Below are 17,313 nucleotides of genomic sequence, written 5' to 3' on the forward strand. Positions count from 1 at the left end.
CGTTTCGCGTATGAGACTCGGTGTCCTTGACGTGGGTTCGAACACGATCCACCTGCTGGTGGTCGACGCGCACCCCGGCGCGCGCCCCCAGCCGGCGCACTCCCACAAGGTGGAACTGCGCCTGGCGGAGCTGCTCGACGAGCGCGGCGCGGTCACCCCCGACGGCGTCGAGCGGCTCGTCTCGGTGATCGCGGGCGCCGCCCAGGCCGCCGAGGACAAGGGGTGCCAGGACGTCCTGCCCTTCGCGACCAGTGCGGTGCGCGAGGCGACGAACGCCGACGAGGTGCTGACCCGGGTCCGCGAGGAGACCGGCGTCGACCTCCAGGTCCTCAGCGGCGCGGACGAGGCCCGCCTGACGTTCCTGGCGGTGCGCCGCTGGTTCGGCTGGTCGGCGGGCAAGCTGATGGTGCTCGACATCGGCGGCGGCTCCCTGGAGATCGCCTCCGGCATCGACGAGGACCCCGACACCGCCGTGTCCCTGCCGCTCGGCGCGGGCCGGCTCACCGCGGGCTGGCTCCCGGGCGACCGGCCGGACCCGGCGGACGTCAAGGCGCTGCGCCGGCACGTACGGGCCCAGATCGCGCGGACGGTCGGCGAGTTCAGCCGGTCGGGCGCGCCGGACCACGTGGTGGCCACCTCCAAGACCTTCAAGCAGCTGGCCCGGATCGCGGGTGCGGCCCGCTCGGCGGAGGGCCTCTTCGTCCAGCGCGGGCTGACCCGCAAGTCCCTGGAGGAATGGGTCCCGCGCCTCGCGGAGATGACCACCCTCCAGCGGGCGGCCCTCCCCGGCGTCTCGGAGGGGCGCGCCGGGCAGCTGCTGGCCGGTGCGATGGTCGCCGAGGCCGCGATGGATCTCCTCGGCGTGGAAGAACTGGAGATCTGCCCCTGGGCCCTCCGCGAAGGCATCATCCTCCGCCGCCTGGACCACCTCCCCACCTGACCGGCGGGGCTGCCCCGACCCGCCCGCCGGTCGGCGTCCGGCTTCCGGTCGCCCGCCCTCCGGGGGCGCCTCAAACGCCGGCGAGGCTGGATGGGCCCGGCCAAGCCCAGCCCGCCCTTCCCCTCGGGCCCGGCCAAATCCAGCCCGCCCTTCCCCTGGGGCCCGGCCAAATCCAGCCCGCCCGGCGTTTGAGGGCCCGCCGGAGGCACATCGAGCCGGCCCTCGTCTGCGGGTCCGCTGCCCTCCGGGGGCGCCTCAATCGCCGGCGGGGCTGGATCGGGCAGCCCGATTCAGCCCGCCCGGCGTTTGAGGGCGAGGCCGGCCGGGCTGCCCCCGCCGGAGGCGAGCGGCCCGGTGCGGGGCCGGGGCCCCGCGCCCCCGTACCCTGTCCCCGTGGCAGAACCAGTGCGCATCCCGGACGCGAAAGTCGCCCTCTCCACCGCCTCCGTCTACCCGGAGTCCACGGCGACCGCCTTCGAGATCGCCGCGCGCCTCGGCTACGACGGCGTCGAGGTGATGGTCTGGACGGACCCCGTCAGCCAGGACATCGAGGCCCTGCGCCGGCTCTCCGACCACCACCAGGTCCCGATCCTCGCGATCCACGCCCCCTGCCTCCTGATCACCCAGCGCGTCTGGTCCACCGACCCGTGGACCAAGCTCCAGCGCGCCCAGGCCGCCGCCGAGAAGCTCGGCGCGAGCACGGTCGTCGTCCACCCGCCGTTCCGCTGGCAGCGCCAGTACTCCCGCGAGTTCGTCTCCGGCATCTGGCGGATGGCCGACGAGACCGACGTCCGGTTCGCCGTGGAGAACATGTATCCCTGGCGCTACCGCGACCGCGAGATGCTCGCGTACGCGCCCGAGTGGGACGTCACCAAGGACGACTACCGGCATTTCACCGTCGACCTGTCCCACACCGCGACCGCCCGTACGGACGCCACCGAGATGATCGACCGGATGGGCGACCGGCTCGCCCACGTCCACCTCGCCGACGGAAACGGTTCCGCCAAGGACGAGCACCTCGTCCCCGGCCGCGGCACCCAGCCCTGCGCCGAGCTGCTGGACCGGCTCGCCCGCACCGGATTCGACGGCCACGTCGTCATCGAGGTCAACACCCGCCGCGCGATGTCCGCCGCCGAGCGCGAGGCCGACCTCGCCGAGGCCCTCGCCTTCACCCGGCTGCACCTCGCCAGCGCCGGCACGGGCACCGGCCCCGTCACCCACCTCCCGCGCCGATGACGGACGCCCCGGCCAACCGGCCCCGCCCCCGCCGCGGCCCCGGCCGCCCCCGCCACGACGAGGCCGGCGACGGCCCCGGCACCCAGGAGCGGATCCGCCTCGCGGCCCGCTCGGAGTTCGCCGACCGCGGCTACGACAAGACGTCCGTGCGCGGGATCGCCAAGGCCGCGGGCGTGGACCCGGCGCTGGTCCACCACTACTTCGGCACCAAGGACGACCTCTTCGCGGCGACCATCGAGATGAGCGTGGACCCCGCCCTCGTCGTCCCGGCCGTCGTCGGGGACGGCCCCGACGGCATCGGCGAGCGCCTCGCCCGCTACTTCCTGGGCATCTGGGAGAACCCGGCCTCCCGCGCGCCGCTGCTGGCGGTGGTCCGTTCGGCGCTGACCCACGAGGCCGCGGCCAAGGTGCTGCGCGAGCTGATCCTGCGCCGGGTCCTGGAACGGGTGGCGGCCGATCTCAAGGTCCCCGACCCCACCTTCCGCGCCGAGCTGGCCGCCTCGCACATGGTCGGCATCGCCATCCTGCGGTACGTCGTCCAGGTCGAGCCGCTCGCCTCCGCCGACCCGGAGGACATCGTCGCGCTCGTGGCGCCCACCCTCCAGCGGTACCTGACCGAGGAATGAGCCTCCCGTCCCGACATGCGGACACCCCGTCCGGATCCCGGGCGGCAGGCGTAGCCTCGTAATCTGAGCCATCCACGTGTCATCTATGGGGAGTGAACCCGATGCCCGAGCTGAGGTCCCGCACCGTCACCCACGGCCGCAACATGGCGGGCGCCCGCGCCCTTATGCGGGCGTCGGGCGTAGCGAGCGCCGACATCGGCAAGCCGATCATCGCGGTCGCCAACTCCTTCACCGAGTTCGTCCCCGGGCACACCCACCTCGCCCCGGTCGGCCGGATCGTCTCCGACGCGATCCTGGCCGCGGGCGCCGTCCCGCGCGAGTTCAACACGATCGCGGTGGACGACGGCATCGCGATGGGCCACGGCGGCATGCTGTATTCCCTGCCCTCCCGCGACCTCATCGCGGACTCGGTCGAGTACATGGTGGAAGCGCACTGCGCCGACGCCCTGATCTGCATCTCGAACTGCGACAAGATCACCCCCGGCATGCTGATGGCCGCCATGCGCCTCAACATCCCGGTCGTCTTCGTCTCCGGCGGCCCGATGGAGGCCGGTCAGGCCACCCTCGTCGACGGCACCGTCCGCAAGCTGGACCTCATCGACGCGATGGTCGACGCCTCCAACGAGAACGTCTCCGACGAAGACGTCCTGCGCATCGAAGAGAACGCCTGTCCCACCTGCGGTTCGTGTTCCGGCATGTTCACCGCCAACTCGATGAACTGCCTCGCCGAGGCCATCGGCCTCGCCCTCCCCGGCAACGGCTCGGTCCTCGCCACGCACACCGCCCGCAAGGCGCTGTACGAGAACGCGGGCCGCACGATCGTCGAGATCACCAAGCGCCACTACGAGCAGGACGACTACTCGGTCCTGCCGCGCTCCATCGCCACGCGCGAGGCCTTCGAGAACGCCATGGCGCTCGACATCGCCATGGGCGGCTCCACCAACACGATCCTGCACCTGCTGGCCGCGGCGCAGGAAGCGGGTCTGGACTACGACCTCAAGGACATCAACGAGGTCTCGCTCCGCGTCCCGTGCCTCTCCAAGGTCGCGCCGAACGTGGCGCCGGGCGGCACGTACTACATGGAGGACATCCACCGGGCCGGCGGCATCCCCGCCATCCTCGGCGAGCTGTACCGCGGCGGTCTGCTCAACAAGGACGTCCACACCGTGCACTCGGCCGGCATCGAGGAGTGGCTCGGCACCTGGGACGTGCGCAGCGGCACCGCCTCCGAGGAATCGATCGAGCTGTGGCACGCGGCCCCCGGCTGCGTCCGCTCCGCGACCGCCTTCTCGCAGTCCGAGCGTTGGGACACCCTCGACCTCGACGCCGAGGGCGGCTGCATCCGCTCCGTCGAGCACGCCTACTCCAAGGACGGCGGTCTCGCGGTCCTGCACGGCAACATCGCGGTCGACGGCTGCGTGGTCAAGACGGCGGGCGTCGACGAGTCGATCTGGACCTTCGAAGGCCCGGCCGTGGTCTGCGAATCGCAGGACGAGGCCGTCGACAAGATCCTGCGCAAGGAGATCAAGCCGGGTGACGTCGTCGTCATCCGCTACGAGGGCCCGCGCGGCGGCCCCGGCATGCAGGAGATGCTCTACCCGACGTCCTTCCTCAAGGGCCGCGGGCTCGGCAAGTCCTGCGCGCTGATCACCGACGGGCGCTTCTCCGGCGGTACGTCCGGGCTCTCCATCGGCCACGCCTCGCCGGAGGCGGCGTCGGGCGGGGCGATCGCGCTCATCGAGGACGGCGACCGCATCCGGATCGACATCCCGAAGCGCTCGATCGACCTGCTGGTCGACGACGCCACGCTGGCGGCCCGTCGCGAGGCGCTGGGCGGCGTCTACGCGCCGAAGAACCGCGAGCGCAAGGTGTCGGCGGCGCTGCGTGCCTACGCCGCCATGGCCACCAGCGCCGACAAGGGCGCCGTCCGCGACGTCTCCCTCCTCGGCTGACCCTGGCCTCAATCGCCGGCCGGGCTGGATGTGCCCCCACCGGCGCCTTCGGCCGGGCAGATCCAGCCTCGCCGGCGTTTGAGGCGCCCCGGAGGGCAGCGGACCGTTAGCCGGGCGTTGACCTGGTGGCCTCAATCGCCGGCCGGGCTGGATGCGCCTCCGGCGGGCCCTCAAACGCCGGGCGGGCTGAAAATGCCCGGGCCAATCCAGCCCCGCCCGGGGGTACCTCCCAGCGGTAGGGCCGGCCAATACAGCCTCGCCGGCGTTTGAGGCGCCCCCGGAGGGCGGTCGAGCCGGGGTCGCACACCGGCCGGAGCCGCGCCCGGCGGCCGGACCCCGACCACGCCCCCACGGGAACTACCGCCACCCGCCAGGGTCGACGGCGAAGACCGAACCGTCCGGCGCGGAGCCGAAGACGCGCCCGTCGGCCACCACCGGCGCAGGCCGCACCGGCACGAAGGTGTTCGCCCCCGTGGCCATCCGCGGAGCGCTCTGCCCGACCAGCCGCCCCCGCACCGCGTCCACCGCCAGCAGCCGCCCGTCCGCCGCCATGAGGTGGACCCGCCCGTCCGCCACCACCGGCCGCGACGCCTGACTGGCCGCCGTCTCCAGCCGCCACAGCTCCCGCTCCGCGCCCACGGCCACCAACGCACCGCCGCTCCCGAAGGCGTACACCGTCCCGTCCGCCCCCACCCCGGCCTGCGCCTGCAACAGGGTCGTCGGCAGCAGCGTGCGCCGCTCGCCCCGGGTCCGCAGGTCGAGCCGTACCACCGAGTCCGTCACCATCCCGTCGCCCGCCAGCAGGTGCAGCGTCCCGTCCACCACCCCCACCGGCTCCAGCAGCCCCACCGCCCGGTGCTGCCAGCGGGTGGCGCCGTCGGCCGCCGCGAGGGCCAGCACCTGGGTCGACGTACCGTCCCCCGCGGGCGTGACGGCGTACACCTCCGAGCCGTCCGCCGCCGCCACGAACTGCGCACCGGAGCCCGCCCGGTTCGTCCAGCGCACGGCGCCGGTCGCCGCGTCGCGCGCCGTCACCTGCCCGTCGCCGGCGACGACCAGCACCAGCGCACCCGCCGGCACGACGTCCGCGCCGCGCGGGGTGTCGGCCTTCCAGCGCTGCGCCCCCGTCGCCGGGTCGAGCGCCTGCAACAGGTGGCTGCCGGAGAGGTGCACGAGGACGGCGCCGCCCCCGGGGAACGGCGCCGGGTCCGCCGGACCCGTGACCCCGGCCGCCGACCACCGCACCGCGCCCGTCGCCGGGTCCAGCCGGACCGCCGCGAGACCGGGCGCCGAGCAGTAGAGGGCGTCCGTCATCCAGCCGCAGGCCGGGATCCGTCGCGCGGCCCCGGCCGCGCCGGGGCTCACCGACCACGGCGCGATCCTGGCCGCCGCGGCCCCGCCCGGCGCGCCGTCCAGGTGATCGGCGACCGTCGTGGCCGGCGTCTCCCGGAACTGCACGTACCCGCCGACCGCCCCGCCGGTGACCAGCAGCCCGGTCCCCAACACGGCGGCCACCCGCCACCGCGAGCGCTGCCGCCGCCGCCCCGCGCGCCGCCCCGCTCCGGCGCCCGCTCCGGCGCCCGCCCCGGCATCCGGTCCGGACGGCGCGTCCTCGGGCCCGAGCAGCCCGTCCCGCCGGTGCGTGACCGGCTCGGCCGCCGGATCCATCAGGGGGAAGCGCGGGCGCGGTATGAACGCCCGCGTGTCCTCGTTCGTCGGATAGGCGGCCGAGCGCAGTACGGCGATCAGCTCGTCGGCGGTGGGCCGCGCGGCCGGGTCCTTCGCCAGGCACCGCGCGATCAGCGGCGCCAGCTCCTGCGGCACCCCCGTGAGGTCGGGCTCGTTGTGCACCACCTGGTAGGCCACGATGTACGGGCTCTCGGAGTCGAACGGCCCGTGCCCGGTGGCCGCGTGGACCAGCAGCGCCCCCATCGCGAAGACGTCCGCGGCGGGCCCGACGTCCCGGGGCCGCTGGAACTGCTCGGGCGCCATGAAGGGCGGGGTCCCGATCAGCTTCCCGGTCTCGGTCCGCAGGTCGCTGTCGTACGGGCGCGAGATCCCGAAGTCGATGACCTTGGGCCCGTCGGGCGCCATCAGCACGTTGCTCGGCTTCAGGTCCCGGTGGACCACTCCGGCCCGGTGGATGTCGCGCAGCGCCTCCGCCATCCCGGCGCCGAGCCGGCCGACCTCGGCCGGGTCCAGCACCCGCTCGCGCACCCGCTCCGCGAGCGTCGGGGCATCGATGAACAGGGTGGCCATCCAGGGCCGTTCGGCGTCGGTGTCGGCGTCGACGACGGGTGCGGTGAAGGCGCCGCTCACCCGCCGCGCGGCGGCGACCTCCTGCTGGAAGCGGGCGCGGAACTCGGGATCCACCGCGTGCTGCGCGTGCACGATCTTCACGGCGAGCTTCAACCCGGACGCGGAAGTGGCCAGGTGGACGACGCCCATGCCGCCGGAACCGAGGACGGATTCCAGCCGGTACAGCCCGGCGTACTCCGGAAACCCGGACTGCTCAGCGCGCGCCGATCTCATCGCCCATCACCCCCGGGGGAGCCTAGTCGACGGTGCGTGCGATTCCGTAAGGGGCTGCTATCCTCCGCGAGTTGCCGGGCGCCACCGTCCGGTCGTGGTCGATATCCGGTCAATGGGGGAGAGCAGCATGGCGGTTGACGAGACGGCGGGCGCGGTGGAATCCCTGTCCGCGATGTCCGGTGAAGCCGGTTACATGACGTTCCCGGTCGCGCCCGATTCGCGGGTGAACGTCCGCAGCGGCCCCGGCACCGGCTACCCGATCAAGAAGGTCCTCCCGTACGGCGCCTGGGTGAAGATCGACTGCCAGACCCCGGGCACGACGGTCTCCGGCCCCTACGGCACCTCGGACATCTGGGACTGCATCGGCAACGGCCTGTACGTCGCCGACGCCTACGTCAAGACGGGCAGCGACGGCTACGTCGCCACCCACTGCGGCTGAGCCGCTCCCCGGTACAGCCCGCCCCCCGATCCCGCCCGCGCCCCGGCGTCCGCTTCAGCCGCGGTCCCCGGGGCCGGCGGCCGGGTCCACCGGGGACCAGCGCAGGGACCGCCCGGTCCGGCTCCGCCGGTAGGCGCGGCCCAGGTGGTGCTGGAGGCGGACGTGGCGGAACTGGTAGACGGCGCCCGCCTGGCGCAGGACCCCGCGCCGGTACGCGTCGTCCAGGAACGCGGCCGTGTCCCAGGGCAGCTTGCCGGCCATCGGCAGCCACAGCCTGGCCCGGATCACCCAGTGCCCCCACGCGGTGAAGGAGAGGGCGTACGACAGCCCGCCCGCGAGGCCGACGACGCAGCCGATCTGGAGCCCGTCCCACGTGTCCCAGTTCAGCTCCCCGACCACACCGTCCAGCAGGGACACGATCAGCCCGCCGCCGAAGCCCACCGAGAGCGCGAGCAGCGGCACCAGCACCAGGAACTGCCGTCGGACGATCGCGCGGTTGGCGGCGAGCAGGCCCAGCGGGTTCGCGGCGGAGGCCACGTCCAGGGGCGCTTCGAGCGCCGCCAGCACGCCGAAGACCAGACCGGCCCCCGCCCCGAAGATCAACCCGAAGACGAGCATGTTCGTGGCCATCCACTCCAGGACCTGGCGGTTCAGCCTCGGGCCGTAGGCCAGCTGCTGCTGCACCATCAGGGCGCAGGAGCAGCCCAGCCCCATCACGAACCCGCCCGCCAGCACCGCGCCGAAGCGCGCCGTGAAGATCCGCACCGCCCCGCGCCGCGCCCCCCGCCCCGCGTCCGCGTGCCGGCCGCCGCCCCGCGGGCGCAGGCGCAGCCGTACGTAGGCCGGCTCGAAGGTGCCGCCGCCCCTCGCGTTCATGACCGCGTACACCGCGCCGAAGGCGAGTCCGGCGGTGGGACCCATCAGGGCGCCCTGTACGGCGTTCTCCCAAGCCGGCAGCCGGCCGATCACGAAACCGATCAGCCAGGTGCTGAGCGTGGTGCACAGCGTGGCCGTGAGCACCACGCTCAGCACGCGCTGGCGGCTCGGCAGGAAGTCGCCGATCTCCCACCAGGCGAGGTCCTGCCGCTCCCGGTCGGGATGGGCCAGATGGTGGGCGAGGTAGCCGAGCCAGTGCTCGGCGCGCTCCGGGTCCCAGCCGCCACGATCGCGGGGGCGCGAGCGGTAGACGGCGGGGACGAACCCCGCGAGCAGGTGCTCCTCGACGGAGCTCGCGTCGGGGAACGCCCGCGCGTCCAACAGCTCGGCCGGGTCGCCCCCGGGCCGATCCCCGTCGCTGTACAGGGTCCGGGCCAGGGCGGTCATCAAGGGGGTGCGCAGGGCCCCGGCCAGGGCCGGCGCGCCGCCCCCGTCGTCCTCCCGCAGCTGCTCCATCACCCCGTCCCACATGCCCCGGCCGCCGCCCCCGCCGCCCGTACCGTCCTCGCCCGCACCGTCCTCGCCCGCACCGCCGTCGCCGGGGCCCCGCGGGGCGGTTCGCGGCAGGTACGAGGCCACGTCCTCGGTCGTCAGGTCGGCGAGCTCGATCACGGTCGCCCACACCAGCGGCCTACCGGCCGAACCGACCGCCTCGGCGAACTCCTCGCGCCGACTGGTGAGCACGAGCGGCGACGAGAACTCGTTCAGCCCCTCCAGGGCCCGGCTCCGCAGCCCCTCCGCGATCTCGTCGAACCCGTCCAGGACCGGGAGGACGAGATCGGCCTCGATCAGGGCGTCGGCCATCGAGCGGCCCCCCACGCGGTCCGCGAGCTGCGGGTGGTCCCGGACGAGCCGTTCCGTCACCCACGCGCGCAAGGTCGAGGCCGTGGGGTCCCAGGAGCCGATGCCGAAGATCACGGGTACGCGCTCCAGCTCGGCGCGGGACTCCAGGAAGTCCTGGACGAACCGGATGGTGAGCACCGACTTGCCCGAGCCCGCCCTGCCGAGGATCACCAGGCGCCCCGAGCGCCTGCGCCGGTAGAACGCGGCGACGGTCGGTAGGTCACCGCTCAGGTCGGCGGGCAGCGGCGCCGCGGCCCCGGGTGGCAGCCGTTCGATGTTGGCCTCATGATCGCTGAGCGCGGGGTCGGTGCGCCGCCACCGCACCGGCAGCGCGAAGGGGTCGTGGACCCGGCGCTGCTCCTCCTCGACCCGCCAGCGGCGCCGGACCTCCACCGCCAGGTCACGGGCGGCGGAGCGGACGTCGTCCCGTACCAGCATCCCGGACCGTGCCGGTGGCGCCGCCGGTACCTCGGCCGGTAACTCCGCCGGTACCTCCGCCGGGGTCGCGCGTCCGTTCGCCAACAGCTCGGCGAGCCGCCTGCGGTCCTGCGGCCCGGCCCCGAGCGCGTCCTGCAGTTTCGTCAGCGAGAGCAGCGTCGGGTTCGGGGCCTTGCCGCCCTCCAACCTCCGGATGGTGCTCTCGCTCACCTCGGACGCGTGCGCCAACTGCTCCTGCGTCAGCCCGGACCGCTTGCGCAGGTCCTTCAACAGCGCGGCGAGTTCTACGAGTCGGTCGGTCGTCACGCGGCTCCCTCCCCCCTCGGGGCCGGAGCGCCGGCCCGGATCGCAGGTGAGCGTAGCGGGCGGCGGCCGTTCATAGGTGACCGGTGCCATGACCTGTACCCCGACCCGCACCGACCGCACGCTTCCGAGGAGAGCAGAGGAGGAGGAAGGGGGAGAGGGATGAACTACCGCTTCTGGTGCGGCGAGTGCGGGTTCAAGACCACCTGGGGTGACCCGTCCGAGGCCGGGCGCCAGCACGAGGACCACTACACCGCCCGGCACCCCGGCCTGCCCCTGGGCGGCCAGGTGGAGACCGGCACGAAGGGACCCGCCGCGGGCGGCGGGCTCGGCTGCGTCGGGATGGTCGTCGCGGTCGTGCTGTTGCTGATCATCGCGGCCGCGTGCGGCCGCTGAACGAGGGGGAAGCGAACCATGCCCGGCATCGCAGTGCACCGTCTCGACACCGACGACCCGCAACGCCTCGGCGACTACCGCCTGCTGTGGCGGCTCGCCTCCGGCGGCATGGGCCGGATCTACCTGGCGCGCCCGAAGGGAGGGGGACGGCTCGTCGCGGTCAAGACGCTCCTCGCGCAGGGCCCGGTGCTCCCCCTCGACCGGGAGCGGTTCGCGCGGGAGGTGGAGTTGGCCCGGCGCGTCGACGGCGCGCACACCGCCCGCGTCCTCGACGCCGATCCCGACGCGGCACGGCCCTGGATGGCCATCGAGTACGTACCGGCCCCGTCCCTCGCCGACCTCGTGCGCGCGCACGGGCCGCTCGCCCCCTGGGCCGTGCCCTCCGTGGCCGCGGGCGTGATGCAGGCACTGATCTCCCTGCACGGCAGCCGGATCGTCCACCGGGACGTCAAGCCGCAGAACATCCTGCTGCCGTTGACCGGCCCGCTCGTCATCGACTTCGGCATCTCGCACGCCGTCGACCGCACCCGTACCTCGCTCACCCTGGGGACCGTCGCCTTCACCTCGCCGGAGCAGGCGCGCGGCAAGGCGTCGACCGCCGCGTCGGACGTCTTCTCCTTGGGGGCGACCCTCTTCCACCTCGCCGTCGGACGTCCGCCGTACCGGGAGGGCCTGGAGTCCGAGATGGTGCTGCTGGCCCACGTCCAGGGCGGGAAGCTCGACCTGTCGGGGCTGCCCACCCGACTGGCTCCGCTGATCGAGCCGTGTCTGGCCCTCGACCCGAGCCGGCGTCCCGACCCCGCCACCGTCCTGGCCACCGCCGTGTCGGAGACCCGGCGCGTGCGGCGCTGGCTGCCGGAGGAATGGACGGCGACGATCACCGCCTACGAGGCCCACGGCCGGGCCCTCGACGCGGCGGGCAAGGGGGCCGGTCCCGGGAAGAAGGCCCCCACTGCCGAGCACGCGCCGCCGCAGGCCCCGCAGCTCACCGATCCGGGCGAGGCGGCCGCCCGCAAGGAACGGGAACGCCTGGCCGCCGCGGCCCGCCGGCGCCGAGCGGCGGAGGCCCGCCGGCTGGCGGAGAAGCAGGACGCCGGGGACGGGGACGGCGCCGGCCAGGGGCTCTCCGATGCCGCACGCGGGACGATCGGGTGGGCAGCCGTGGCCGTCGTGCTCGCCATCGTCCTCCTGGGCGCGCGTGCGCTGGACGACCGGACGTCCGCCGAAGGGCGCGACGCACCGTCCGCGCCCACCTCCAGTTACCGCCCGACGCGCACCCCGGAGGCCGTCGCCCCCGCGCCGCCGCCGTCGTCCACCCCTGCCCCCACGCCCACCCCGACGCCCAGCCCCACGCCCACCCCAACCCCCACCCCCACGCCGCCCCCCTCCCCGACCCCGGACGCCAGGGAGGCGGCCTTCAGGGCCGTTCGCGCGGGTACCTGCCTGCCCTGGTACGACACCGGCTACCCGAACAAGTGGAACGTGAACACCCCTCCCGAGCCCGTCGGGTGCGACACGACGCGGGCCCAGGTCCAGGTCGGTTCGGTCGTGTCGGGGGACTGCCCCAGCGGCGACGGCCGGACCAACTGGCGCTACCAGGACATCAACGTGTGCTTGACGCGCCTGTTCCACGTCAACTACTGCGTACTGGCGGCGAAGGGCACGAACAACCACCTCAACCTGGGCACTTTCACCGCAGTGGACTGCGGGGCCACCCGCATACCGACCGCCTACGACTACGTCATGATCGTCACCGGCGTGTACCGCGCACCGGCGGCCCCCAGCCCCGCGAACTGCCGCCGCAGCCAGACCGACAGCACCCAGTACTGGATGTGGACGCAGCTCGACGACTCCGTGATGTTGTGCACGACCTCCTACCGCAACAGCTGACGGCCCCCGTCTGACACATGAGACGCACCGGGACCCGGCCGCCCGCCGGGGGATAATCGCCGGTGTGAGCGACGAACGAGACGACGAGCGAGACGCCGGACGAGACGCCGGACGAGCCCCCGAAGCCGCAGCGGCCCCGACCCCGGCAAGCGCCGAGGGCCCCCGGCCGCAGCCGATCCGGTTCTTCGGCACCACCTGGGTCGAACACGACGGCGGGTACGGCCTGCGCCGCGCCGGCATGGCGGTGGCCTCGCTGCTGGCCGCCGTCATCGCCGCCTACCTGCTGCGCTTCGCGTACGAGGGGCTGGAGATCGGCAACGTCGGTCCCTTCCTCAGCATCTCCGTCGTCGTCCTCTTCGCGATCGCGAGCTCCATCGCCTTCGCGAAGGCCTGGGAGTCCTTCACCCGGCGCCCGGCGCCCTCCTCGGACGAGGCCTCGCTCAAGGGCCTCAAGGCCATCGGTTTCATCGGCGGTCTGATCGCGTACTTCCTGCGCTGCCTGATCGAGGCGCCCGGCGAGGGGCTGGCCCGCGCCGAGTACGAGCGCGCCCGCACCGAACACACCCGCCGCCGGGGCGCCCGCACCGGGAACCCCGCGGCCCGCCGCCCCAAGCGCAAGAGGAAGTAGCCGGGAGTGAGCGGCACGCCCCCGCACCCCGACGCCCACGCGTATCCCCAACAACCCCAACAACCCCAGCACCCCCAAGAAACGCCGCATGCGCCGCACGCGCAGTACGCGCCGCACCCGCCGCACTGGGCCTACCCGTACCCGCCCCCACCCCCGCCGCCCACCGGACCGTTCTCGGCCCCCGCCGGCTCGTCCTACGCCGCCCTGGCCCGCAACGGCGGGCAGCGCATCTGGCGTGAGCTGGGAGGCACCGCCCTGCTCGGCGCCGCCGGTGTGGTCTGCATGGTCGCGCTGTCCATCGCGGCCATGCTGCTCGCCCACGTGCTCGGCATCGCCGCCGCCGACCCGGACAGCGATGCGGTCTTCGCCGACCCGATCGCCGAGGTGGCGCTCGGCCTCGTCAGCCTCGGCCTCGCGATACCCGCGGTCCTGCTCGTCGTCCGCTGGATCCAGCGCCGTCCGGCCGGCACGATCTCCTCGGTCACCGGCCGGCTCCGGCTCGGCTGGCTGGCGCTCTGCTCCGGCCTCGCCCTGCCCGTGCTGGGCACCCAGTTCGGCCTATTGGTGTGGCTCGTGCCCGGGGACGGGCCCGACGGTACGGCGGCCGAGCTCTTCGCCCCGCCCGCCCTGGGGACGCTGCTGCTCTCCCTGGCCGTGGTGTGGCTGCTGGTCCCCTTCCAGGCGGCCGCGGAGGAGTACCTCTTCCGGGGCTGGATCCAGCAGGCGTTCGGCGCGCACCTGCGCACCCCGTGGGCGGGCATCGCCGTCGGTTCCGTCCTCTTCGCCCTGGCCCACGGCTTCGGCCAGTGGTCGGGCTTCGCACTGCTCCTCTACTCCGCCGCCTGGTCCGCCTGGCTCACCCTGCGCACCGGTGGCCTGGAGGCCGCCATCGGGTACCACATGGTGAACAACCTGCTGGCCTTCACGCTCTCCGCCCTGGCCAACGACCTCGCCAACGACGAGACGGCCGCCGACGCGCCCTGGCAGGCGCTGGTCCTGGAAATCGTCGCGACCCCGCTCTACTGCCTGCTCGTGGTCAAGCTGGCCGAGCGCCGCAAGATCCGCACCGTCTCCTCCTGACCCCGCCGTCTCCTGCTGACCGTCGACCACCCCTCCCGGGTGGTTGACGGACGGCACCCCCAGGAGCATTATTCATCACATGATGAATAACCAGGCCGACGGAGTCGCGGCCACCACTCCCGCCGTGCACGCCCGCGGCCTGACCGTCCGCCGCGGCACCGGCCGCAGCCCCCGCACCGTCCTCCACGGCATCGACTTCGCCGTCCCCCGCGGCCGCATCACCGGCCTCCTCGGCCCCTCCGGCTGCGGGAAGTCCACCCTCATGCGCGCCGTCGTCGGCACCCAGGCCCAGGTCACCGGCACCCTCGACGTCCTCGGCCGCCCCGCCGGACACCCCGAACTGCGCTCGCTCATCGGCTACGTCACCCAGGCACCCTCCGTCTACGACGACCTCACCGTCCGGCAGAACCTCGACTACTTCGCCGCCGTCCTCGACCCCGGCCGGGCCGCCGCCGACCGCCGCCGCGCCGACGTCGGCCGCGTCATCGCCGACGTGGACCTGACCTCCCGCGCCGACGCCCTCGCCGGCAACCTCTCAGGCGGTCAGCGCAGCCGCGTCTCCCTGGCCGTCGCCCTGCTCGGCACCCCCGAGCTGCTGGTCCTCGACGAACCCACCGTCGGCCTCGACCCCGTCCTGCGCCGCGACCTGTGGAACCTCTTCCACACCCTCGCCGACAGCCGCGGCGCCACGATCCTCGTCTCCTCGCACGTCATGGACGAGGCCGAGCGCTGCCACGACCTGCTCCTCATGCGCGAGGGCCGGATCCTCGCCGAGGACACCCCGGACGCGCTGCGCGCCCGTACCCGCTCCGAGACCGTCGAAGAGGGCTTCCTGCACCTCGTGGACGAGGCCAACGCCGAGGCCCGAGCCCGGGGCGCCGCCCCGGCCACCGCCGTAGGGGAGAACGAGACCCGATGAACGCCGCCCGCACCACCGCCACCGCCCTGCGCGTCCTGCGCCAGCTCCGCCACGACCCGCGCTCCATCGCGCTGATGCTGCTCGTGCCCGTCCTGATGCTGACCCTGCTGCGCTACGTCTTCGACGGCAGCCCGCGCACCTTCGACAGCATCGGCGCCAGCCTCCTCGGCATCTTCCCGCTGATCACGATGTTCCTGGTGACCTCCATCGCCACCCTGCGCGAGCGCACCTCCGGCACCCTCGAACGCCTCCTCGCGATGCCCCTGGGCAAGGGCGACCTGATCGGCGGCTACGCCCTCGCCTTCGGCGCCGTGGCCGTCGTCCAGTCGCTGCTCGCCACCGGCCTCGCCCTCTGGGTCCTCGGCCTCGACATCGTCGGCTCGCCCTGGCTGCTCCTCCTGGTCGCGCTGCTCGACGCGCTCCTCGGCACCGCGCTCGGCCTGTTCGTCTCCGCCTTCGCGGCCTCCGAGTTCCAGGCCGTCCAGTTCATGCCGGCCGTGATCTTCCCGCAGCTGCTCCTGTGCGGACTCTTCGCGCCCCGCACCACCATGCAGCCGGTCCTCGAAGCGGTGTCCGACGTCCTGCCCATGTCCTACGCCGTCGACGGCATGACCCAGGTCCTCACCCACACCGACATGACCACCGACTTCGTCCGCGACGCCATCGTCGTGGCCGCCTGCGCCCTGCTGGTCCTCGCCCTCGGCGCGGCCACCCTGCGCCGCCGCACCCCCTAGAGCGTTCGGACCGGGTGCAAAGATGAGGCCATGACCCAGACTGTCGCCGTTCTCGGCACCGGCAAGATCGGTGAGGCCCTGCTCAGCGGGATGATCCGAGGCGGCTGGCCCGCCTCGAAGCTCCTCGTCACGGCCCGCCGCCCCGAGCGAGCCGAGGAGCTCCGGACCCGCTACGGCGTCGAAGCCGTCACCAACGCAGAGGCCGCCAAGCGCGCCGACACCCTGATCCTCACGGTCAAGCCGCAGGACATGGGCAAGCTCCTCGAAGAACTGGCCCCGCACGTGCCGGCGGACCGGCTGGTCATCAGCGGCGCCGCGGGCATCCCGACCTCCTTCTTCGAGGACCGGCTCGCCGCGGGCACCCCCGTGGTCCGCGTCATGACGAACACCCCGGCCCTCGTGGACGAGGCCATGTCCGTCATCTCGGCCGGCAGCCACGCCACGGGCGCCCACCTCGCCCACACCGAGGAGATCTTCGGCGGCGTCGGCAAGACCCTGCGCGTCCCCGAATCCCAGCAGGACGCCGCCACGGCCCTGTCCGGCTCCGGCCCCGCGTACTTCTACTTCCTCGTCGAAGCCATGACGGACGCGGGCATCCTCCTCGGCCTCCCGCGCGCCCAAGCCCACGACCTGATCGTGCAGGCCGCCGTCGGCGCCGCCGTCATGCTCCGCGACAGCGGCGAACACCCGGTCAAGCTCCGCGAGGCCGTCACCTCCCCTGCCGGTACGACGATCAACGCGATCGTGGAACTGGAGAAGCACGGCGTACGGGCGGCCCTCATCGCGGCCCTGGAAGCGGCCCGCGACCGCAGCCGCGAACTCGCCACCGGCAACAGCTGACGGCACCCTCCCGCCCCTCCCTCGTCCCCGGACGGGGGAGGGGACGGACCGGGGTTGACACTGGCGTGCGGGATCCGTAAGGTTCTTCGAGTTGTCCGAAGTGAGCTGCCGACCCCGGTCGGTCCCCGGACAGCCATCCGCCACTACACATTCGAACGAAGCGACGTACGTTGTCGTCTCTTTTTCATGCGTATTTGCGAATGAGGAATCCGTGCCCGAGTGGCACCGCCGCCGATTAGGTCGGGGGCAAGGAATCCGCTAGTGTCACACCTCGTCGGAACGGCCCAACAGCCGCAAAGACAAACCCCGCTGACTGGGAGTCAGGCCCGAAAGGTTCTGATAGAGTCGGACTCGCCGGAAAGGGAAACGCGAAAGCGAAGAACTGGAAAGCGAAACCCGCTTCGACCGGGAATCGGACACGAAAGAGTCTGATAGAGTCGGAAACGAAGAACGAAGCCCGGAGGAAAGCCCCAGTAGTGATACTGCGGGTGAGTACAAAGGAAGCGTCCGTTCCTTGAGAACTCAACAGCGTGCCAAAAATCAACGCCAGAAGTTGATACCCCGTCCACTTCGGTGGATGA

At 73.3% G+C, this 17,313-nt stretch carries 14 protein-coding genes; 12 read left to right on the top strand and 2 right to left on the bottom strand.

What is annotated here, in order from left to right; translation table 11 throughout:
- The first annotated feature begins 10 nt into the window (after positions 1-10).
- The 4 genes from ACIQWR_RS17900 to ilvD all read left to right on the top strand — a co-directional run bounded on the left by ACIQWR_RS17900 (position 11) and on the right by ilvD (position 4,754).
- Positions 11-940: a Ppx/GppA family phosphatase gene (locus ACIQWR_RS17900; protein ID WP_404010075.1), complete on the top strand. Its 930-nt coding sequence runs from the start codon at positions 11-13 to the stop codon at positions 938-940.
- 393 nt (positions 941-1,333) lie between these two features.
- Entirely contained in the window at positions 1,334-2,176 is an 843-nt protein-coding gene (locus tag ACIQWR_RS17905) for a sugar phosphate isomerase/epimerase family protein (RefSeq protein WP_404010078.1), read from the top strand.
- Complete coding sequence (locus tag ACIQWR_RS17910; RefSeq protein WP_404010081.1) at positions 2,173-2,802, top strand: TetR family transcriptional regulator; 630 nt, start codon at positions 2,173-2,175, stop codon at positions 2,800-2,802. Before ACIQWR_RS17905 ends, ACIQWR_RS17910 begins: the two co-directional genes overlap by 4 nt.
- 101 nt (positions 2,803-2,903) lie before the next feature.
- Complete coding sequence (gene ilvD / locus ACIQWR_RS17915) at positions 2,904-4,754, top strand: dihydroxy-acid dehydratase (RefSeq protein ID WP_404010083.1); 1,851 nt, start codon at positions 2,904-2,906, stop codon at positions 4,752-4,754.
- A 357-nt stretch (positions 4,755-5,111) separates the two neighbouring features.
- Here ilvD and ACIQWR_RS17920 read toward each other — a convergent pair whose 3' ends face one another.
- A complete protein-coding gene (locus tag ACIQWR_RS17920) occupies positions 5,112-7,286 on the bottom strand; it encodes a serine/threonine-protein kinase (RefSeq protein WP_404010086.1) in 2,175 nt (724 codons plus the stop codon).
- 127 nt (positions 7,287-7,413) lie between these two features.
- Between ACIQWR_RS17920 and ACIQWR_RS17925 the strand changes: the two genes are divergently transcribed.
- Positions 7,414-7,725 carry a peptidase gene (locus tag ACIQWR_RS17925; protein WP_404010088.1) on the top strand — a complete coding sequence of 104 codons (312 nt, stop codon included), beginning with the start codon at positions 7,414-7,416 and terminating at the stop codon, positions 7,723-7,725.
- 54 nt (positions 7,726-7,779) lie between these two features.
- On the opposite strand, the gene ACIQWR_RS17930 is transcribed toward ACIQWR_RS17925, so the two are convergent.
- A complete protein-coding gene (locus tag ACIQWR_RS17930) occupies positions 7,780-10,248 on the bottom strand; it encodes a helix-turn-helix domain-containing protein (protein WP_404010091.1) in 2,469 nt (822 codons plus the stop codon).
- 159 nt (positions 10,249-10,407) lie between these two features.
- Between ACIQWR_RS17930 and ACIQWR_RS17935 the strand changes: the two genes are divergently transcribed.
- The 7 genes from ACIQWR_RS17935 (at position 10,408) to proC (ending at position 16,732) form a co-directional block, all read left to right on the top strand.
- Positions 10,408-10,641, top strand: coding sequence for a hypothetical protein (locus ACIQWR_RS17935; RefSeq protein WP_404010094.1), 234 nt, complete (start codon positions 10,408-10,410; stop codon positions 10,639-10,641).
- 18 nt (positions 10,642-10,659) lie between these two features.
- A complete protein-coding gene (locus tag ACIQWR_RS17940; protein ID WP_404010097.1) occupies positions 10,660-12,531 on the top strand; it encodes a serine/threonine-protein kinase in 1,872 nt (623 codons plus the stop codon).
- Positions 12,532-12,595: 64 nt separating this feature from the next.
- A complete protein-coding gene (locus tag ACIQWR_RS17945) occupies positions 12,596-13,159 on the top strand; it encodes a hypothetical protein (RefSeq protein WP_404010100.1) in 564 nt (187 codons plus the stop codon).
- A gap of 6 nt (positions 13,160-13,165) precedes the next feature.
- Positions 13,166-14,239, top strand: coding sequence for a lysostaphin resistance A-like protein (locus ACIQWR_RS17950; protein ID WP_404010102.1), 1,074 nt, complete (start codon positions 13,166-13,168; stop codon positions 14,237-14,239).
- Positions 14,240-14,318: 79 nt separating this feature from the next.
- A complete protein-coding gene (locus ACIQWR_RS17955) occupies positions 14,319-15,158 on the top strand; it encodes an ABC transporter ATP-binding protein (RefSeq protein ID WP_404010105.1) in 840 nt (279 codons plus the stop codon).
- Complete coding sequence (locus ACIQWR_RS17960) at positions 15,155-15,892, top strand: ABC transporter permease (protein ID WP_404010107.1); 738 nt, start codon at positions 15,155-15,157, stop codon at positions 15,890-15,892. Before ACIQWR_RS17955 ends, ACIQWR_RS17960 begins: the two co-directional genes overlap by 4 nt.
- A gap of 30 nt (positions 15,893-15,922) precedes the next feature.
- Complete coding sequence (proC, locus tag ACIQWR_RS17965; RefSeq protein WP_354384596.1) at positions 15,923-16,732, top strand: pyrroline-5-carboxylate reductase; 810 nt, start codon at positions 15,923-15,925, stop codon at positions 16,730-16,732.
- Positions 16,733-17,313: the final 581 nt, after the last annotated feature.

It is taken from the genome of Streptomyces sp. NPDC098789, from assembly GCF_044759975.1.
Classification (GTDB): domain Bacteria; phylum Actinomycetota; class Actinomycetes; order Streptomycetales; family Streptomycetaceae; genus Streptomyces.